Annotated in this window: 16 protein-coding genes, 1 riboswitch and 1 other annotated feature; of the genes, 11 read left to right on the plus strand and 5 right to left on the minus strand. The window is 35.3% G+C overall.

The window, feature by feature from the left end; all coding sequences use genetic code 11:
• The first annotated feature begins 30 nt into the window (after positions 1-30).
• Positions 31-1,140 (plus strand): ABC transporter permease, encoded by a 1,110-nt coding sequence (locus tag ABH955_RS16020; RefSeq protein WP_404456200.1) that lies wholly within the window; start codon positions 31-33, stop codon positions 1,138-1,140.
• Between the two features lies 1 nt (position 1,141).
• Complete coding sequence (locus ABH955_RS16025; protein WP_404456203.1) at positions 1,142-2,287, plus strand: ABC transporter permease; 1,146 nt, start codon at positions 1,142-1,144, stop codon at positions 2,285-2,287.
• Positions 2,288-2,331: 44 nt separating this feature from the next.
• Here ABH955_RS16025 and ABH955_RS16030 read toward each other — a convergent pair whose 3' ends face one another.
• Positions 2,332-3,270, minus strand: coding sequence for an esterase/lipase family protein (locus tag ABH955_RS16030; RefSeq protein ID WP_404491347.1), 939 nt, complete (start codon positions 3,268-3,270; stop codon positions 2,332-2,334).
• A gap of 116 nt (positions 3,271-3,386) precedes the next feature.
• Between ABH955_RS16030 and cls the strand changes: the two genes are divergently transcribed.
• Entirely contained in the window at positions 3,387-4,598 is a 1,212-nt protein-coding gene (gene cls, locus ABH955_RS16035) for a cardiolipin synthase (RefSeq protein ID WP_404491348.1), read from the plus strand.
• Positions 4,599-4,655: 57 nt separating this feature from the next.
• Here the strand turns inward: cls and pyrH are convergent, their stop codons facing one another.
• Positions 4,656-5,399, minus strand: coding sequence for a UMP kinase (gene pyrH / locus ABH955_RS16040; RefSeq protein WP_002064732.1), 744 nt, complete (start codon positions 5,397-5,399; stop codon positions 4,656-4,658).
• Positions 5,400-5,776: 377 nt separating this feature from the next.
• Here pyrH and ABH955_RS16045 point away from each other — a divergent pair, with 377 nt between their 5' ends.
• From ABH955_RS16045 to ABH955_RS16070, 6 genes are all read left to right on the plus strand, one after another.
• Complete coding sequence (locus tag ABH955_RS16045; RefSeq protein WP_002086365.1) at positions 5,777-7,048, plus strand: cation:dicarboxylate symporter family transporter; 1,272 nt, start codon at positions 5,777-5,779, stop codon at positions 7,046-7,048.
• A 24-nt stretch (positions 7,049-7,072) separates the two neighbouring features.
• Positions 7,073-8,512 carry an aspartate ammonia-lyase gene (gene aspA, locus ABH955_RS16050; RefSeq protein ID WP_002086363.1) on the plus strand — a complete coding sequence of 480 codons (1,440 nt, stop codon included), beginning with the start codon at positions 7,073-7,075 and terminating at the stop codon, positions 8,510-8,512.
• 74 nt (positions 8,513-8,586) lie between these two features.
• Positions 8,587-10,299, plus strand: a complete 1,713-nt coding sequence (malS, locus tag ABH955_RS16055) for an oxaloacetate-decarboxylating malate dehydrogenase (RefSeq protein WP_002012227.1) — start codon at positions 8,587-8,589, stop codon at positions 10,297-10,299.
• Positions 10,300-10,363: 64 nt separating this feature from the next.
• The gene (locus ABH955_RS16060; RefSeq protein ID WP_087946990.1) at positions 10,364-11,662 is read left to right on the plus strand and encodes a sensor histidine kinase; all 1,299 of its coding nucleotides are present in this window, start codon (positions 10,364-10,366) and stop codon (positions 11,660-11,662) included.
• Between the two features lie 2 nt (positions 11,663-11,664).
• Complete coding sequence (locus tag ABH955_RS16065; RefSeq protein WP_002135525.1) at positions 11,665-12,597, plus strand: response regulator; 933 nt, start codon at positions 11,665-11,667, stop codon at positions 12,595-12,597.
• A gap of 119 nt (positions 12,598-12,716) precedes the next feature.
• Positions 12,717-15,911, plus strand: a complete 3,195-nt coding sequence (locus ABH955_RS16070; RefSeq protein WP_404491349.1) for an SNF2 helicase associated domain-containing protein — start codon at positions 12,717-12,719, stop codon at positions 15,909-15,911.
• Between the two features lie 135 nt (positions 15,912-16,046).
• Here ABH955_RS16070 and ABH955_RS16075 read toward each other — a convergent pair whose 3' ends face one another.
• Positions 16,047-16,178, minus strand: coding sequence for a DUF3934 family protein (locus ABH955_RS16075; protein WP_000047589.1), 132 nt, complete (start codon positions 16,176-16,178; stop codon positions 16,047-16,049).
• 408 nt (positions 16,179-16,586) lie between these two features.
• Positions 16,587-16,846, plus strand: a binding site (T-box leader).
• Positions 16,847-16,916: 70 nt separating this feature from the next.
• Here ABH955_RS16075 and asnA point away from each other — a divergent pair.
• Together asnA and ABH955_RS16085 are read left to right on the plus strand one after the other, a co-directional pair.
• Positions 16,917-17,900 carry an aspartate--ammonia ligase gene (gene asnA / locus ABH955_RS16080; protein ID WP_002126735.1) on the plus strand — a complete coding sequence of 328 codons (984 nt, stop codon included), beginning with the start codon at positions 16,917-16,919 and terminating at the stop codon, positions 17,898-17,900.
• A gap of 144 nt (positions 17,901-18,044) precedes the next feature.
• Positions 18,045-18,485: a helix-turn-helix domain-containing protein gene (locus ABH955_RS16085; RefSeq protein ID WP_404491350.1), complete on the plus strand. Its 441-nt coding sequence runs from the start codon at positions 18,045-18,047 to the stop codon at positions 18,483-18,485.
• 289 nt (positions 18,486-18,774) lie between these two features.
• Here ABH955_RS16085 and ABH955_RS16090 read toward each other — a convergent pair whose 3' ends face one another.
• Both ABH955_RS16090 and ABH955_RS16095 read right to left on the minus strand, forming a co-directional pair.
• Positions 18,775-19,227 (minus strand): VOC family protein, encoded by a 453-nt coding sequence (locus tag ABH955_RS16090; protein WP_404456218.1) that lies wholly within the window; start codon positions 19,225-19,227, stop codon positions 18,775-18,777.
• A 280-nt stretch (positions 19,228-19,507) separates the two neighbouring features.
• A complete protein-coding gene (locus tag ABH955_RS16095) occupies positions 19,508-20,737 on the minus strand; it encodes an aspartate kinase (protein ID WP_404456221.1) in 1,230 nt (409 codons plus the stop codon).
• A 201-nt stretch (positions 20,738-20,938) separates the two neighbouring features.
• Positions 20,939-21,125: riboswitch (Lysine riboswitch) on the minus strand.
• Positions 21,126-21,257: the final 132 nt, after the last annotated feature.

The following is a 21,257-nucleotide window of genomic DNA, read 5'->3' on the forward strand; positions in this document are numbered from 1 at the left end:
ATGAAGAAAAGGTAAAGGGAGGTTCATCAATTGAACATCTTTAACATTGCAGTGATGCACATTAAAAGAGATTTCAGGGACGTAAGAACTTTAGTTTTCATGTTAGCATTTCCGATTGTGCTTATGCTTGTATTAGGAACAGCGTTAAGTAACGCATTTAATAGCGATAGTCAAGCGATTAAGGATATACAAGTGCTATATAAAGATGAAGCGAGTAGCACGTTTTCTCAATCGTTTGAAGCGTTTACGAAAGAAGTCGATAAATCAGGTATTCATTTTAAAAAAGTTTCCGAAGGTATAGATGGGAAAGAAGAAGTGAAGCAAAATAAATATGCTGCTTATGTAGAGTTAAATAAAGATGGTGCAAAATTTTACGGAAGTGACAAAAGTAGTATTGAGGGAAGTATTGTGGAAGGCATGCTTACAACATTTGTTGATAAGTACAACGTAGTGGCCGAAGTTGCAAAAGTAGATCCGAGTAAGGTTAGCGCAGTTATTTCAAACGGAAATCATAATGATTATATTAAAGAAACATCTTTACAAGCTGCTAAAAAACCAGGTTCTATGGATTACTATGCGGTTGTAATGACGACGATGATTGCACTGTACGCTGCAATGGGGGCGAGTTTTTTAATTCGAGGAGAACGAATACGTAAAACAGGAGATCGTTTAATTGCAGCACCTATAAGTAAAGCTGAAATTTTCATTGGGAAAGTGCTCGGTAGTCTTGTAGCGAATGCACTTTGTCTATTACTCGTCGTTTTATTTAGTAAATTTGTTTTTCAAGCGAATTGGGGCGACCATCTTGGAATCATATTTATTATTTTACTAACAGAAGTCTTTCTAGCAATTAGCTTCGGTTTAGGAATCGGATTTATTACAAAAACAGGTGAGGCATCTAGAGCAATTATTATGGTTGTTGTGCAATTAGCTTCTATTTTTGGTGGTGCGTATTTCGTAGTGGAAGAAAATGTCGTTACGAATTTATCGCCATTAACGTGGGCCAACACAGCCATTATGAAAATTATTTATGCAAATGACATAGGGGCGGCACTGCCAGTAATATTTTTAAACCTCGGAATTTCAGCACTCTTTTTATTAATTGCGATTATTGCATTACGTAGACGGGAGGGGCTATAGTATGAAAGATATTTTATGGCTCATACAAAAAACGTTATCTGTGCTTCTGAAAAATAAAAAGGGGTTACTCATTATTATTAGCTTGCCGATAATAGGAACGCTCATTTCCTTTTCGATATATGGGAATGTAGGGCAAGGAACGTTAAATATTGGGGTTATAAATAAAGAAAATCAACCTATCGCAAATGATACAGTGAAATTTTTAGAAGGACTCAATCATGTAAATGTTAGTAAAATTAAGGAATCTGAAGTGGAGGATAAACTCACTTCAAAAAAACTTGATGGTGTTATTACATTACAGTCTGGTTTTTCTGAAAGTGTTCGAGAAGGGAAACCGAGTCATATTGAGATTTCATCGATTAAAGGCGATCAAGTAACAGGATTTATAAAATCGTATTTATATAACTATGTTGATAACATCGCTGCGATTAGTAAAGTGGCAGGGGCCGATCAAAGTACGTTTAATAGTATGTACGCTGGTTATCAAAAAAGTTCATTTAAAGTAAAGGCTGAGACACTTGAAGATACTTCGAAAAATAAGGATATGACAAATCAAACGATTGGTTATCTTATTATGTTTATGCTATTTTCAGCGATGAACTTATCAGGATTTATCTTAAAAGAAAAAGAGAACAGAACGTATTTTAGGTTATTATCGACACCGATAGATGGAAAGAAATTTATATTATCTAATGTCGCGGTGAATATGATTATATTAACATTACAAATTGTAATTGCAGTATTATTTATGACGAATGTTTTTCATACGAATATAAATATGCCTTTCACAGTTATGATTGGTGTACTCATGATATTTGCTTTAATCGCAATTGGTTTATCATTAGTCATTGTGTCTTTTTCAAAAAGTTCAACTGCTTCAAATGCGATGCAAAATGTTGTTATTGTGCCGACATGTTTATTAGCGGGATGTTATTTTCCATATGATATTATGCCGAAAACAGTACAAAAAATAGCTGATTTTTTACCGCAACGCTGGCTAATGGACACGATTTCGAAATTACAGCAAGGAATTCCGTTTTCAGATTTGTATTTAAATATTTTAATCTTATTCGCCTTTGCGATAGCGTTCTTCTTAATTGCGATTTATAAGTTTGGAAGAAATAATGATGCAAGGAACTTCATTTAATGAAAAGGTGTGGCGCAATGCCACACCTTTTTTGTATTCGTAATTTAAAGTATCTTTTGTAATATAGGAATGCTTTTGTAGAGAACTTCGTTATGTGAAGCATGCACAACATATTTATTTCCCTCTAGAAGAAAAACACTATGTAGAACAGCGTTACCATCACCATGTTTTGTAAGTATATCACCGACGACTTTTCCATCTGTCCATTCCAGTTTTGAATGTGAAGGGACGACTTGTAAATATTGAATCGTTTCTACTCCATCTCCTGCAATGAGTGTAGTTTCAATATTTCTTTTCTGTATCATAAATCTATTTGCATTTAATGTATCGAGGAATGGATTTTTCGTTTTCATCTTGTTATAAGGAAGAAATGTAATAGCAGAGCCAGATTTTATAAATAAATAATTTCCGTAATCTTTACAAGGGATAACATCTTGTAATCCTGGAAAGTAACGGTGTATCGCTTCAACTTTATTCATTTTGTGTAAGGTGCTTACGTAGTGAATGTATTGTTCCATATAAAAATGAACGATATTTATTTTAGAAGATGTATGTACTGGGAGAGCACCTCCAGTCCAATAACTATAATTGGGGGGAGATCCAGCGTTTGGTGTACAGAGTATAATAAGTTGCTCCACATCATTTTCATATTCTTCACTTTGAACGTAAGAACGTGCAAGAAGCCCGCCCATACTATGACAAACTAAATTTAGTTTGTCGCACCCTGTAAATTCTTTAACATAGGCAATTGTTTTTAATAAATATTTTTGAGTGGAAAAAGCAATACGCTGACGCCAGTCATAAAAACAGATAAACAAGTTTTTATTTCGTTCATAGCCGATACTTTCTAACATTATAATGAATGGTTCATAAATAAACGAAGAAAGCCCAAAGTTCCAATTACCGGTACCAGGAATAATAATATTACTCATTGAACCGAAAAGACCTGGGATAAAAATAATAGGAGTCTTTGCTCTTTTCATAGTCTGCTCTCCTTTAACTTTGTAACATCCAAAAAGTAGGAAATGCATTTTGAATGAAAATTTATTTTAATGAAACACTACGAAATAGTAAGTAATATGAGTGGAAGGAAATCAAAATGATTAAAAAAATATTGCGAGTCACTTCTATTATTATTGCTATTTTCGTTGTTATTTTAATTTGGATGCATATTGACGTTACGCTCGGAAGGAAAATGGAAGCCGGGAAAAATATGCCGACAGAGTATGCGCCTCATTATAGTGACTTTCAATTATATGTAGAAGGGAAGTCGTTTTATAAACAGTTATTTACTGATATAAGTGAAGCGAAGCAATCTATTTACACTTATTTTTATATTTTATCGGATGATAAAAGTAGCCATACTTTTTTAAACTTATTAAAGGAGAAGGCGAAAGAAGGAGTAAACGTATATTTATCGGTTGATTTAATTAATGATTTATCATTTGAAAGAAAGATGAAAAATGAATTGCGGGAAAGTGGTGTTCATTTTACATATAGTAGAAAACCTGAATTGCCATTTGGATTTTATTCTCTACATCATCGGAACCATCGCCGTATTACAACAATTGATGGGGAAATCGGTTATACAGGTGGGTTTAATATGGGGGATGAGTACTTAGGGAAAGATAAGCGATTTGGATATTGGCGTGACTATCATGTGCGGCTTAGAGGAGAAGGAGCAAAAGATTTAGAAGAGCAATTCGCTTTAGATTGGAAACGAGATACGAAAGAACATATAAAAAGAAGTACGAATAAAGCGAGTAAAGGGAATACATTACATACGATGGTTAGCTACAATGGACATCATGTCGCTGAAAAATATATAAAGTTAATAAAACAAGCGAAACATTCAATTGTAATTACAACACCTTATTTTATAGCGAAAAATAAAGAATTAATGAACGCTTTAATCGCGGCGCAAAAACGTGGCGTTACAGTAAAAATACTTTGGTCATATAAACCAGATATTCCTCTTATTAAAGAGGCGGCATATCCATACATACGTCAAGCTGTTAATAATGGGATTACTGTATACGGTTATAAAAAAGGTATGTTTCATGGAAAGTTAATGCTTATTGATAATGAATTAACTGTTATCGGTACTACAAACTTTACTGCACGTAGCTTCTATATTAATGATGAGATGAATTTGTATATTCATGGTGGATCTATCGTATCAGAAGTGAATGAGGCGTTAACACAAGATTTTCATGACTCGAAAGAAATGACGAAAGAGTTTTTTGAGAAGTTATCTTTTTGGGAGCGTTGTAAGGAGAAATTTGCGGGATTGGTTGATTTTTATTTGTGAGGATTAACGAACAAACAAAGGGTGTCTATAAAAGGCACCCTTTGTTAATGGAAAATACTATTTTTCATGCACAAGCATCGAAACATCATCATTAATCAACGTCCCAACATGTTCACCTAAACAAATTCTTTTCATAACACCAGGCTCATCAAAGTTAAAGACGTGTGCCGGTAAATTATAATCTCGAGCAAGTAATAAAGCGGCTTGATCCATTACTTGTATGTTTTGCCTAACAACATCGTTATAGTTCAGTTTTCGATACATTTTCGCTGATTTATTATATTTTGGATCACTTGTAAAGACACCGTCTACCCCTTGTTTTGCGACTAAAATGGCGTCGCTATTCATTTCAATGGCTCTTTGTACACTTGGGTAATCTGTTGTAACGAATGGTTGCCCGTTACCACCACCGAATATGACAACATAACCGTTATCTAAATGATGTACTGCACGTAGGCGAATATATGGTTCAGCTACTGCATTAAAAGGGATGGAAGTCATAACGCGTACTTCTCTATCTGTTTTACTTGTTAAAACGCCGCGAAGCATTAAGCTGTTAATAATCGTACCTAGCGTACCGATATTATCAGCTTCTACACGATCAATTCCCCATTCTTCAGCTAGATGACCTCTGAAAATGTTACCGCCGCCGATGACAATGGATACTTCGATATCTAGGTCAATAATGGATATTATTTCGTTTGCGATATGTTCTAATCGTTTGGAATTAAAGCTATTTCCAGATTGATCAGCAAGTGCGCCGCCACTTAGTTTAATTAAGACGCGTTTATATGGTTTCATAACAATTCCCCCTATATAGATTGCAATAAAAAAGGAACAAAGGCGAATGCCTTTGTTCCTTCGTAAGAAAATGAAATAGAAAAGAAATAGATATGATGAACTTCTTCACGTGATTTTTCATAACATCCACTCCTTTTCATCCCCATTTATTTAGAATACGTATATCTTTTAGATTATACGAAATAATCTGATGTTTTATCAAGGTTATTTTATTTCTTTTTTATAAAAAGTGTCAATGAATATTATAAGAAATAAATTTGAATTTTTTGTGACGAACTTGTAGGTTTTTGTATGATTTTGTAGGTTCGCTTATATGATGTGTGAGTAGCTTTTATAAATTCAAATTGAAAGCGTTCGCATGAAGGGGATGAACATAAATGAAAAAATTCGGATTGGCAACACAAATTTTTGTCGCGCTTGTTTTAGGGATTGTAGTAGGGGCAGTCTTTTATGGCAATAAAACGGCGATTTCTTATATCACACCAATTGGGGATATATTTATTCACTTAATTAAGATGATTGTAGTACCAATTGTTATTTCAGCATTAATTGTTGCGGTAGCTGGTGTAGGCGATATGAAAAAGCTTGGGAAACTGGGTGGTAAGACAATTCTTTATTTCGAAATTATTACGACGATTGCTATTTTAATGGGATTACTTGCAGCAAATATATTCCAACCAGGTACTGGCGTTGATATGAGTAATTTACAACAAAGTGATATTTCTTCTTATAAACAAACAGCAGATGCAACAGAGAAGAAAGGCTTTGCAGAAACGATTGTTCATATTGTACCGAAAAATATATTTGAGTCTATTACACAAGGTGACTTATTACCGATTATATTCTTCTCAGTACTATTCGGTTTAGGAGTTGCAGCAATCGGTGAAAAGGGAAAGCCTGTTTTTAACTTTTTTGAAGGTGTGCTCGAAGCGATGTTCTGGGTTACAAATCAAGTGATGAAATTCGCACCATTTGGTGTATTCGCATTAATTGCTGTTACGGTTGCGAAATTTGGTGTAGCAACACTACTTCCTTTAGGAAAACTAGTGCTAGCTGTATACGTAACTGTTATACTATTCGTTGTGATTGTATTAGGTATTAATGCGCGAATGGTTGGAGTAAATATTTTTACATTAATGAAAATTTTAAAAGAAGAACTTATTCTTTCATTTACGACAGCAAGTTCAGAAGCTGTTTTACCTAATATAATGAGAAAAATGGAAGAGTTCGGTTGTCCAAAGGCAGTTGCCTCTTTCGTAATTCCGACAGGTTATACATTTAACTTGACTGGATCAGCTATTTATCAAGCGTTAGCGGCATTGTTTGTTGCACAAATGTACGGTGTACACATGTCACTGACGGAGCAAATAACGCTATTATTCGTTCTCATGTTAACATCCAAAGGTATGGCGGGAGTTCCGGGTGCATCATTCGTTGTTGTATTAGCGACGTTAGGATCAATGGGCTTACCGCTAGAAGGCATCGCATTAATTGCGGGAATTGACCGCATTTTAGATATGATTCGCTCAGCTGTCAATGTATTAGGAAATGCATTAGCTGCCATTGTTATGTCGAAGTGGGAAGGCGAATTCGATGATGAGAAAGCAAAACAATATGTAGAAACGGTCAAACAAACAAAAGCAGCGTAAGAGATTGTTAAGGAGTGAGTAATCATGACAACATTAACTGAAGTTAAAAATGGAGTAAGAATTGAAAAAGATTTTTTAGGTGAAAAAGAAGTACCAAATTATGCGTACTACGGTGTACAAACAATGCGTGCAGTAGAGAATTTCCCGATTACAGGGTACAAAGTCCATGAAGGTTTAATTAAAGCGTTAGCAATTGTAAAAAAAGCGGCAGCACTTGCTAATGCAGATGTAGGAAGATTGGAATTGAAAAAGGGTGGTGCTATTGCAGAAGCATCACAAGAAATCCTTGAGGGGAAATGGCATGATCATTTCATCGTTGATCCAATTCAAGGTGGTGCAGGAACTTCAATGAATATGAACGCAAATGAAGTCATTGCCAATCGTGCCCTTGAATTATTAGGAATGGAAAAGGGAGACTATGATTATATTAGTCCAAACAGTCATGTAAATATGGCACAATCAACAAACGATGCATTCCCAACAGCGATTCATATTGCAACATTAAATGCATTAGAAGGCTTATTACAAACAATGGGTTATATGCATGATGTATTTGAATTAAAAGCAGAACAGTTCGATCATGTTATTAAAATGGGTCGTACACATTTACAAGATGCTGTGCCAATTCGTCTTGGACAAGAATTTAAAGCATACTCCCGCGTACTTGAACGTGACATGAAACGTATCAAGCAATCACGTCAACATTTATATGAAGTAAATATGGGAGCAACTGCAGTTGGTACAGGCTTAAATGCAGATCCAGAATATATTGAAGCAGTTGTAAAACATTTAGCTACAATTAGTGAACTACCACTTGTTGGTGCAGAAGATTTAGTAGATGCAACTCAAAATACGGATGCGTACACTGAAGTATCTGCAGCACTTAAAGTATGTATGATGAATATGTCTAAAATTGCGAACGACCTTCGTCTAATGGCATCAGGTCCACGCGTTGGATTAGCGGAAATTATGCTACCAGCTCGTCAACCAGGTTCATCTATTATGCCAGGGAAAGTAAACCCTGTTATGCCAGAAGTAATTAATCAAATTGCGTTCCAAGTAATTGGTAACGACCATACAATTTGCCTTGCTTCAGAAGCAGGACAATTAGAATTAAATGTTATGGAACCAGTACTTGTTTTCAACTTACTTCAATCTATTAGCATTATGAATAACGGTTTCCGTGCCTTTACAGATAATTGCTTAAAAGGAATTGAAGCGAATGAAGATCGCTTAAAAGAGTACGTTGAGAAGAGTGTAGGAATTATTACAGCCGTGAACCCTCATATCGGCTATGAAGCAGCAGCTCGCGTTGCGAAAGAAGCAATTGCGACAGGGCAATCCGTTCGAGAACTATGTGTGAAAAATGGTGTATTGTCACAAGAAGAATTAGAGTTAATTCTAGATCCATTCGAAATGACACACCCAGGGATTGCAGGAGCAACTCTTTTAAAGAAAAATTAAAAGAAGAGGGGGACAATCCCCTCTTTTTTGTTTACAATATAGAAATGCTATATATGAATAGAGGTAGGGATGTTATGAGTAAGTTTACAGTGGCTTCTAATGGTGCATTAGAAACAACATTAAGAGGAGCAGAAGTATTATCAACACCACTTTTAAATAAAGGGGTAGCTTTCACACAAGAGGAAAGAGAAGAGTTAGGTTTAAAAGGGTTATTACCGCCAGCGGTTTTAACGTTAGAAGAACAAGCACGCCGAGCATATGAACAATTTAGTTCTCAGCCGGATGATTTATTAAAGAATGTATACTTAACAGCGTTACATGATCGAAATGAAGTGTTATTTTATCGTATTTTAACAGAGCATTTACGTGAAATGTTACCGATTGTATATACACCAACTGTAGGTGTAGCAATTCAAAGATATAGTCATGAATACCGTAAACCACGTGGCATTTATTTATCAATTAACGATCCATCAGGTATTGAAGATGCATTTGCAAATATCGGTGCAACAGCTGAAAACATTGATTTAGTCGTTGTAACGGATGGAGAAGGTATATTAGGAATTGGTGATTGGGGTGTTGGTGGAATTAACATCGCAATCGGGAAATTGGCTGTATATACGGCCGCAGTTGGAATCGATCCTAGCCGTGTATTACCGGTAATTCTAGATGTAGGTACAAATCGTGAGGAATTATTAAACAATCCATTTTATATTGGAAATCGTCACCCTCGTATAACAGGTGAAGCTTACGATGAATTTATTGATACGTTTGTTCAAGCGGTAAATAAACAATTCCCGAAAGCACTTCTACATTGGGAAGACTTCAGTTCTCGAAATGCACGAAAAATTTTAGATAAATATCGTCATGACGTTTGTACATTTAATGATGATATTCAAGGTACAGGGGCAGTTTCACTTGCTGCTGTATTATCGGCAGTAAAAGCTTCTGGTGTACCGTTAAGTGAACACCGTGTAGTTGTGTTTGGTGCTGGTACGGCTGGAATCGGTATCGCAGATCAAGTAAGAGATGCAATGGTTCGTGTCGGCTTATCAGACGAAGAATCACATAATCGTTTCTGGTGTATTGACCGTAATGGGTTGGTTACAGATAATATGGAAGATCTTCTTGATTTCCAAATTCCATATGCAAGAAAAGAAGCTGAAGTAAGTGATTGGAAACAAAATGATGCTATCGGACTTGCTGAAGTTGTGAAACATGTAAAACCGACAATTTTAATTGGTACATCTACTGTTGCAGGCGCATTTAAAGAGGAAATTATTAAAGAAATGGCTTCTCACGTAGAAAGACCAATCATTTTACCAATGTCGAATCCAACGCCACTTGCTGAAGCGAAACCAGCAGATTTAATCGAGTGGACAGAAGGAAAAGCATTAGTTGCAACAGGAAGTCCGTTTGAACCGGTTACATATAACGGTGTAACGTATGTGATTGGACAGTCAAATAACGCACTTATTTTCCCAGGACTAGGTCTTGGTACAATTGTTGTTCGTGCAAGCGTCATGACGGATGGAATGTTCGCAGCAGCAGCAGAAGCAGTTGCAAGTATGGTAGATACAAGTCAGCCAGGAGCGCCTATTTTGCCAGAAGTTGAAGAGTTACGTAATATCTCTGAACTGGTTGCGATTGAAGTAGCGAAAGTTGCAGTTGCAGAAGGTGTTGCTAGAGAGAACTTAAGTGATGACGATATTAAGATTGCAGTAAAAGAAGCAATATGGGAACCGGAGTATCGCCAAATAAAAGCGGTAGAAAAGGTTAGAATATAGAAATAAAGCCCGTTTATAATTATAAGCGGGCTTTCACTTTTACAATTGAAAAAAAGCATAGGAAGTGGCACCTTTGAATTGGAATCAATTATGGAAGAAAGATATGTATCTTTTAATTATATTAATGGTTGTTGTTCCGATTGCTGGAGAGCTGAATTTTCATCCTTTTAATGATATGTTTCGTGTTAGTTTCGGGACACCGCTTTTCTTCTTTTTATTACTATTTTTAAGAAGAGTGCCAGCAGCAGCTGCAGGTATTCTTGTAGGTATATCTGTAGTCTTATTTCGTGTATGTCTTGACTGGGTATTGCAAGGTTCATTCCATATGACAGAATCATTTTATTTGCGTTATCCTGTGTTCTTTTATTATTTTATTTATGGAAGTCTTTTTTCGCTTTGTAGGGTGAATAAGTTTCATCAGAAGCCAATTGTGATAGGATGTCTTGGAATTACAATTGAAATTATCGCAAGTATGTCTGAACTTGCGTTTTATCATATGTTAGTGCTGGGGACAACGATAACAGTTTCTGAAGTGAATAAACTAATTATTATTGCTATTTTCCGTAGTTTCTTTGCACTTGGTTTTTTAAATATGATGAATTTATATGAAACAAAATTAAAAGAATCACAAGTTCGAAAAGAAAATGAAAATATGTTAATGTACCTCTCTAATTTATATGTGGAATCTGTCCATTTGAAAAAAACGTTACAAAATGCCGAGTTAATTACACAAGAAGCATATCAACTATATCGAAACTTACAAGCGAACGATGATTTAAATAGCAAAACAGCATTAAAAATAGCAGGAGAAGTGCACGAAATCAAAAAGGATAATCAAAGAATTTTTGCAGGACTATCTAAACTGTTATTAGATAAAAATGTGGCTGAGTATGTAGAAGGACATGAATTAGCGGAAATGATTGTAAGAATTAATGAGAAGTATGCTGAAATGTTAGAAAAAGATATACGTTTTTCGGAACATATAGAAGGTGAGCATGCAGAATATCATGTGTACACGGTCTTATCCATTTTTAATAACTTAGTTGCAAATGCAGTTGAAGCAATTGAGGGTAGAGGTCTCATTATTATTAAGCTATATAAACGAGATAAACATATATTCTTTGAAGTAATTGATGATGGACCTGGTATTGCACAGAAATATAAAAAATTGGTATTTAAGCCAGGATTTACTTCAAAGTATGATCAAACGGGAACACCTTCAACAGGTATTGGACTTTCTTACATAAACGAAATGGTAACAGAGCTCGGAGGAGAAGTGAGATTAGAAGACCGAGAAACTGGCGGAGGGTGTAAGTTTATCGTTTGTTTACCGGAGTGCAGTTTAAAGCGGGAAGGAGAATGAAGTTGTTTTATTATATCGTAGATGATGATGAAGTTTTCCGCTCCATGCTTTCACAAATTATTGAAGATGGCGATCTTGGGGAAGTAATTGGAGAGTCGGAAGATGGAGCTTTTATTGAAGCAGATCAACTAAATTTTAAAAAAGTAGATATTTTATTTATTGATTTATTAATGCCAATGCGAGATGGGATTGAAACAGTTCGCCATATTGCGTCCTCCTTTACAGGGAAAATCATTATGATTTCTCAAGTTGAATCGAAACAGCTTATTGGTGAGGCGTATACACTTGGTGTTGAATATTATATTACAAAACCATTAAATAAAATTGAGGTTGTATCTGTTGTACGTAAAGTAATGGAACGTATTCGTTTAGAGCGCTCTATACATGATATTCAAAAATCATTGAATAACGTTTTTAAGTGGGAACAGCCGCAAGTTCGAAATGAGCCAATGCAGGAAGGAAAAAGAATAGCAGATTCAGGGCGCTATTTATTATCAGAACTCGGTATTGCGGGAGAGAATGGAAGTAAAGATTTACTTAGTATGTTGGAATATTTATATGGACAAGAAAAAGAGCAAACGTTTGAATTTGGATTTCCTGCGCTAAAAGATATCTTTCACCATATAACTATAAGAAAATTAGAGAATATAGCTTCAGATGCAGATATAGATAAGGAGAGAAAAGCATCTGAACAAAGGGTACGTAGAGCGATTTATCAATCGTTAAATCACTTAGCTTCCCTTGGATTAACAGACTTTTCAAATCCGAAATTTGAAAGCTATGCGCCGAAATTTTTTGATTTCACTGTAGTTAGAAAACGAATGACAGAAATGACAAAGGATGAAGTAGCAACTTCTGGCCATATACGAATTAATACGAAGAAATTTATTCAAGTGTTGTATTTTGAGGCGAAACGGTTGATGGAGATAGAGTGAAAAAAGGTGCTTATATACAAGCATCTTTTTTTATTAAATCTACATTTTATATTTTCTCTTGGAGCATGTAAAATGTTAGTTAAGAGAAACTGGTTTTAAAGTAAGGAAGTGTCAAAACAATGAGTTTTACAATAAATAAATCGATTATTAAAGAAGTATGCGGAGAAACCTCATATAAAAGAGGCGAAGCTTATTATAAATCAAATAAAGTAATAATAAATCATTATGATGAAAATAAAGAAATTTGCGAAGCGACGGTAAAAGGGAACGAAGATTTTCATGTTACAGTAGAAAAAGCTAAAAAAGGTGATGTTGTTGCGAAATGTAGTTGTCCTTCGTTAGCGTCTTTTCAAACATACTGTCAACATGTTGCGGCAGTATTGATACAAATAAATTATAATCAGCAAACCGGTGGAATGGTGCCTATTAGTAGCGGAAATGAACAATTAACAAGCGGGATGTTTCATTTATTTGCAGAAAAACCATTAAGACCAAAAAGTAAACAACACCGTTTTGATACACGTGAAATACTTCATGTTGAATTTATATGTACGCCAGTAGTTACGAAAAATGGTGGGGCACTGCTAGGTATTCAGTTTAAACTCGCCAAGATGTATTTTGTAAATCATATTAGAGAATTTCTTTCCAATGTGGAGAAAAGAGAGTCCTATAATTGTTCAAATGAATTTACATATACACCGGATGTACATAGCTTCAGGCAAGAAACGGATGCGATTATTCAGCAGCTAATTAAAATTTATCATAATGAAAAAATGTATGAGGATACACTGGAAGTACATGCAAAACAAGATGATAGTATGATTTTAATACCGCCAGCTTCATGGAAGGATATGCTTTCTTTACTTTCTAAAGTTGAGTTTGTGGGACTTAATCAAGATGGAAAATCTTTTCACGGTTTACAAATCTCAAAAGGGCTACTTCCTTTACATTTTGAGTTTAATAAAGGGAGTAACGGTGGGTTTACACTTTATATTGACGGCTTACAACAAGTAGAAGTAATGGATACGTATAGTTATGCTCTATTTGGAGGGAAACTGTATCAGTTGAACGCTGAGGATTGTAAGCGGCTTATCGAATTACAAAAAATGATGAATCGTTCTAGTAGTAACCAATTGTATATTCCAGCAGATAAGATGGAACACTTTGTAGCAAAAGTTGTACCAGGGTTAATGAAGCTTGGTACTGTGCGAATTGATGAAGTAATATCAGATCGTGTTGAAACGCCTTCGCTAAAAGCAAAATTGTATTTAGATCGAGTGAAAAATCGTTTGTTAGCAGGTCTCGAATTTCATTATGGAAACGTCGTGATTAATCCGTTAGAAGAGGATGGGCAGCCATCTGTTTTTAATCGTGATGAGAAAAAGGAAAAAGAGATTTTAGACATTATGAGTGAAAGTGCCTTCGCGAAAACGGAAGGCGGTTATTTTATGCATAATGAAGAAGCTGAGTATAACTTTTTATATCATGCTGTTCCAACGTTAAAAGGTTTAGTTGATATTTATGCGACGTCAGCCATCAAATTACGAATTCATAAGGGAGACACAGCTCCTCTTATAAGAGTTAGAAGGAAAGAGAGAATTGATTGGTTATCATTCCGCTTTGATATAAAAGGTATTCCAGAGGCAGAAATTAAAGGGGTATTAGTCGCTCTTGAGGAGAAACGGAAATATTATCGTTTAGCAAGTGGTGCTCTACTATCACTTGAGAGTAAAGAGTTTAATGATATTAATCAGTTTATAAAAGAATCTAGTATTCGAAAAGAATTTTTAAAGGGCGAAGAAATAGATGTCCCTCTTATTCGTAGTGTGAAATGGATGAATTCACTGCAAGAAGGAAACGTATTAAGTTTAGATGAGTCTGTTCAAGAATTGGTAGAGAACATTCAAAACCCTAAAAAGCTGAAGTTTGCGGTGCCAAGTGGCTTAGATGCGATAATGAGAGAGTATCAAACATACGGATTCCAGTGGATGAAAACACTTGCCTATTATCGTTTTGGCGGCATTTTAGCTGATGATATGGGACTGGGGAAAACGTTGCAAAGTATTGCTTTTATAGACTCTGTTTTGCCGGAAATTCGAGAGAAGAAACTGCCTATATTAGTTGTTTCTCCGTCGTCCCTCGTTTACAACTGGCTTAGCGAGTTAAAAAAATTCGCTCCACATATTAGAGCAGTTATTGCCGATGGAAATCAAGCAGAGCGCCGAAAAATTTTAAAAGATATAACGAAATTTGATGTAGTAATTACGTCATATCCTTTACTGAGAAGAGATATAAGGTTATATGCGCAGCCATTTCATACGTTATTTCTTGATGAAGCACAAGCGTTTAAAAATCATACGACGCAAACTGCGAAGGCAGTAAAAACGATTCAAGCAGAGTACCGTTTTGGATTAACGGGAACACCTGTAGAGAATTCATTAGAAGAGCTATGGTCTATCTTCCACGTCGTCTTCCCAGAATTATTACCGGGAAGAAAAGAGTTCGGTGATTTAAGACGTGAAGATATTGCGAAGCGGGTAAAACCTTTCGTGTTAAGAAGGTTAAAGGGTGATGTATTACATGAACTCCCAGAAAAAATTGAGCACTTACAATCATCAGAACTTTTACCAGATCAAAAGAGGCTTTACGCAGCTTATTTAGCAAAGTTAAGAGAAGAAACGTTAAAACATTTGGATAAAGATACGTTACGTAAAAATAAAATTCGGGTTTTAGCTGGTTTAACGAGACTACGGCAAATTTGTTGTCATCCGGCTTTGTTTGTTGATGACTATAAAGGTAGTTCAGCTAAATTTGATCAGTTGCTAGAAATTTTGGAGGAATGCAGAAGTACAGGGAAGAGAATTCTTATCTTTTCCCAATTTACGAAGATGCTTTCGATAATCGGACGTGAATTAAATCGTCAAGCAGTTCCATACTTTTATTTAGACGGGAGTACACCAGCGCAAGAACGTGTAGAGCTATGCAATCGGTTTAACGAAGGAGAAGGGGATCTATTTCTTATTTCGTTAAAAGCTGGTGGAACAGGACTAAATTTAACAGGTGCAGATACAGTTATATTGTACGACTTGTGGTGGAATCCAGCTGTTGAACAACAAGCTGCGGATAGAGCGTATCGAATGGGACAAAAAAATACAGTGCAAGTGATTAAGTTAGTAGCACATGGAACAATTGAAGAAAAAATGCACGAGTTACAAGAGAGTAAGAAAAATTTAATCGCTGAAATTATCGAGCCAGGAGAAGAGAAGTTATCTTCTATTACGGAGGAAGAAATCCGCGATATTCTTATGATTTAATATGGAAAAAGCTATGCTTTCATAGAGATGAAAGCATAGCTTTTTTGTTGTAATAATTATATTTTGTTTTGTACAAAGTAAAGAGATAAAGTGAAACTTTAATCAGTGGGAGTTGTTCATCTCCCACTATTTATTTTATTTCTTTGTACCTTTACTTTTGTATGGTTTTGCAGCTTTCTTTTTCGCACTTGATTGCCAACGGTTCCATCCTTTACTTCCTGTACCTTGTCCTACACCTTTTTTCGGTTTTGCTTTCGTTTTACTCATATGATCACTCCGTTATATAAAAAATCTGATTTGATAATAGCCAATGTTTTAGAAAAATACTATCGATAAATGACTATGCTTGCTTTAAATAAAAACAAACTGCTTGAATGCTATAGTATATCATGAAATTGCGAGTAAACTGAAAGGAATTATAAAGAAAATGAAAATAATAAGAAATACTGCGGATTCTATATTTCGAACAATCACACTAGTTGTTGTATATATGTTAGTTTCAATTAGTGAAATGTTTTTTGGATTGAAGAGACAAAGGAAATAAAAATGTTATATTAAGAACAATCGGTAAAGGCATAAAATAAAGAATTGAAAAATTTTTTAAAACTTTTTGTTGACTTTATCTATTTTTTGTATAGAATAATCATTAATAAAATGTTTCAGAGATGTGACAATAAAACGACTATGAAAGGACGAGTAGTAGTAGGATGTAGTTTAAGCGAGTCAGGGACGGTGTGAGCCTGATACGAAGCCTATTATGAAGAACCTCCTGGAGTCGCTAACCGAAATCCTTTATAGGAAAGTAGACTTAGCCGGGAACTTCGCCGTTACAAGAAGAACAGTATCGAGATTTTTTAATCTCCGTATTGTATAAGTGAGCAACCTCTGTTGCTAATTTGGGTGGTACCGCGGAACCAAAGTCTTTCGTCCCAGTTTTTTGGGAAAGAAGGGCTTTTTTTGTTGGCTTCTTTTCACAACATCCAAACATTTTAGGAGGAAACCACCATGTATCAATCATTAATGACAGTAAGAGAGACTCAAATCGCAATTAAGGAAGTTAAAACATTTTTCGAGGATCAATTAGCAAAGCGCCTTGAACTATTCCGCGTATCTGCACCATTATTCGTAACGAAGAAATCAGGATTAAACGATCACTTAAACGGTGTAGAACGTCCAATTGAATTTGATATGTTACATTCAGGAGAAGAATTAGAAATTGTACATTCACTAGCGAAGTGGAAAAGATTCGCATTACATGAATACGGATATGAAGCTGGTGAAGGTTTATATACAAACATGAACGCGATTCGTCGTGATGAAGAACTTGATGCAACGCATTCCATTTATGTTGACCAATGGGATTGGGAAAAAATCGTTCAAAAAGAATGGCGTACTATCGATTACTTACAAAAAACAGTACAAACAATTTATGGAATATTCAAAGAATTAGAAGATCACTTATTTGAAAAGTATCCGTTCCTTGGAAAGTATTTACCAGAAGAAATTGTTTTCATTACTTCTCAAGAACTGGAAGATAAATATCCAGAATTAACACCGAAAGATCGTGAACATGCAATTGCGAAAGAACACGGTGCAGTCTTTATTATTGGAATTGGTGATGCACTCCGTTCAGGTGAAAAGCACGATGGACGCGCGTCCGATTATGATGATTGGAAATTAAACGGTGACATTTTATTCTGGCACCCAGTACTACAAGCTTCGTTCGAATTATCATCAATGGGAATTCGTGTTGATAGTAAAGCACTTGATGAGCAATTAACGAAAACTGGTGAAGACTTCAAACGTGAGTATGATTTCCATAAAGGTATTTTAGAAGACGTACTACCATTAACAATTGGTGGTGGTATTGGACAATCAAGAATGTGTATGTACTTCTTACGTAAAGCACATATCGGTGAAGTTCAATCTTCTGTATGGCCTGATGATTTACGTGAAGCTTGCAAGAAAGAAAACATTCATTTGTTTTAATATAAGTGAGAGGGAGAGTGGCTCGAAAATAGAGTTACTCTTCCTTTTTTATTGTGTAAACTGGTGGTTTACAGTGAGTGTTACTAATAGTTTCTTTCTTTTTCATCTCCTTTTATGTAATAATTTGTTAAAGGAGGGGACGTTATGAACTTAGGAGCACAGCTAAAAAAACTACGAGAGTCAAAGGGTTTTTCGCAAGAGGATGTTGCAAAGAAAATCGGTGTAACTAGGCAAGCGGCGTATAAGTGGGAAAATGATAAAAGTTACCCTGACATTGATAATTTAATTTTATTGAGCGAAATGTACAATGTTACGCTCGATGAATTAATAAAAGGGAATCAAAACTTTAAAGAGAAAATACATATTGATGAAGAAGATGAGGATTTTGAGAAAGAGAATGAGTTTGGTTTTTATATTGGATTTGGTTTGCTAATTATGAGTGCTTTCATTGATTACGAAGGAATTCAAGAGATTTTATTAGGGGCTGCGCTATTCATGATGGTCTTTTATTCCGACGTGAAGAAAGTTATTTTGAATGAATTTCGCTCGTTATTTAAAGGAAAAGATATATATGATAAGAAGTGAGAAGAGTCCGTTATATTTCCTAGGAAAAGGTATTGCGAATAATCTAATTGTTTTATAACGATTTTTAGATATAGGTAATATGTTAAAAAGCTGTTTGTATAGAGTCTTGAAATCTATGTGTAAAATGATAATAAAGTTATTTAATTTTAAAAGCTCAAACGAGTATAGCCCCGTTCTAAAGTTAGGACGGGGTTGAAAATCTAAGTTTTATTGAATAAGAATTTTCTTCAAATATTTTTACTTCAGCAATGCATATTTCAGTAAAGGCTTTTTATAAAACATCACTTACTTATTTGTTACCGAGTTCTTCCGCCAAACCGATTAAAATTCCTTCGGTTCCACGAATGTAGCAGAGTCGATACGAGTTCTCATACTGAACTACTTCGCCAACGAGCTGAGCACCATGCTTAGTAAGTCTGGATACCATTTCGTCAATGTCCTCGACGGTGAACATGACGCGCAGATAACCGAGGGCGTTTACAGGAGCTGTCCGGTGATCTGCTATAGTAGGTGGGGTGAGAAATCGCGAAAGTTCAATTCGGCTGTGACCATCTGGCGTAGCCATCATAGCAATCTCTACGCACTGAGAACCGAGTCCAGTTACGCGACCAGCCCATTCACCTTCGACAGTAGCTCGCCCTTCGAGTTTTAATCCAATCTCCTTGAAGAAAGAGATTGCGTTATCAAGAGATTCTACAACGATGCTGACATTGTCCATTCTTAGTAATCTGTTGTTTGCCATAGTCTTTATCTCCTTATGTGTAAAAATTTATCCCGCTATTTGCGGGCAATAAGACTCCCACCTCAAAATTCGGCGAATGCGAGGAAGTTAGGTGGGAGATAACTGCCCGATTGTTGAATAGAATGACTTGCTTCCGTTTTTTAACAATTTTATTGTTCTTCAAACGACTTTATTTTAAACTAAATAACCTTTTTCTCACTTTCCACTATGCAAACAGCTTTCTATTTATATAGGAAGGAAATAGATTCATATAATTTGTTGTAAGTTTTACTGGTGGAAATTAAATCATTTGCACTAAAGGTTCAATTTTCACCATAAATGATTGATGAAGTGCTTCAACACCCGTTACTAAATGAAGACGGTCAATAACGACAGATACTTTAATTTCTGATGTACTTACCATTTTAATATGAATATCTTCTTCTTTTAAAGTAGTGAACATATTCGCAGCAACTCCTGGGTTAGATACCATACCAGATCCTACAATTGATACTTTTGCTAAATGATTTTCATGTTCTACAGATTCATAGTGAAGTGCTTCTTGATTTTGTTCCAATACTTCTAATGTTTCTCTTAAATCATTAGAATGGATTGAGAAGGAGAGGTGAACAGTTCCTTCATTTGTAATACTTTGAATAATAATATCTACATTAATATGTGCTGCTGCTAATGTAGAGAAAACTGTTGAAAGTGCACCTTGTTCTAACCCTTTAATTGTGACACGTGTAATATTATCCTCAAATGCAATACCTTTAACGATTGATTGTTGTTCCATGTTACATTCTCCCCTTACAATTGTTCCGTTTTCTTGTTCCATACTTGAGCGAACTTCTAAAATTACATTATGATTTTTAGCAAATTCAACAGCGCGTGGGTGTAATACGCCAGCACCGAGGTTGGCAAGCTCTAACATTTCGTCATAAGAAATTTCATCTAATTTATAAGCATCTTGTACAACTCGTGGATCAGTCGTATATACGCCGGTCACATCCGTATAAATATCACATTTTTTTGCTTTTAGTGCAGCAGCTAATGCGACAGCAGTCGTATCGGAGCCACCGCGGCCAAGTGTGGTAATTTCATTTTCTTCACTTATTCCTTGGAAACCAGCTACTATAACAATCGTGCCTTCAGTAAGGTAAGACTGAATACGAGTGGTGTTAATGTCAGTAATCCGTGCACTACTATGTACAGATTCTGTCGTAATACCAGCTTGCCATCCTGTTAATGAAATTGCGTTATAACCTTTTGTTTGTAGTGCTATTGTTAATAATGAAATAGTTATTTGTTCTCCTGTAGATAGGAGCATATCCATTTCACGTTTACTTGGATTTTCAGTAATAGCGTTAGCAAGTGCTACAAGTTTATCCGTACTTTTTCCCATTGCTGAAACGACAGAGACAATACTATGTCCTCGTTCATATTCTTCAATAATTAAATTTGCTACATGTTGAATGCGTTCGACGCTTCCGACAGAAGTACCGCCAAATTTTTGTACAATCGTTTCCATTACGAATTCCTTCTTTCGTCCATTTTTAAGAATAGGTTAGGACATATACAAATCCCAATATTCCTGTAGTTACCAGAGAGAAAAATAAAAAACACCATCTCAAATAAGTGAGGATGGTGCTGTTACAGGAAAAGGGAAACAGAAAACGGAGCTAATAAAAAAACCGCCAAAAAAGGAATATCATAAAAATGATATCTCTTTTTTGTAGATAGCTCTTCATACGTACACGTCTGTACATATGACAGTTCTGTTTCTATTCGAAAACAGCCCCAATTGATAAATGCAGAGAAATTTATCAATTTCGGCAACACTTCCTTTCCTCTAAAATCATAGACATCTCTGTGTCTCCTTTAGAATACTTATAAGCGTTGCAACCTCTATCTCACGTTTTAGGCGAGAGTGTATGATTTATGAAGTTGTTGGTAACATTTGTTTTATAATAATTTAAATTTTTCAGGGAATCAAGTGTTTTTTGTATTTTTTTGAAATTCTATCTTTTTATTAAATTAGTTTGTGAAAA

This window comes from Bacillus sp. RC240, from assembly GCF_044907945.1.
Taxonomy (GTDB): Bacteria; Bacillota; Bacilli; order Bacillales; family Bacillaceae_G; genus Bacillus_A; species Bacillus_A mycoides.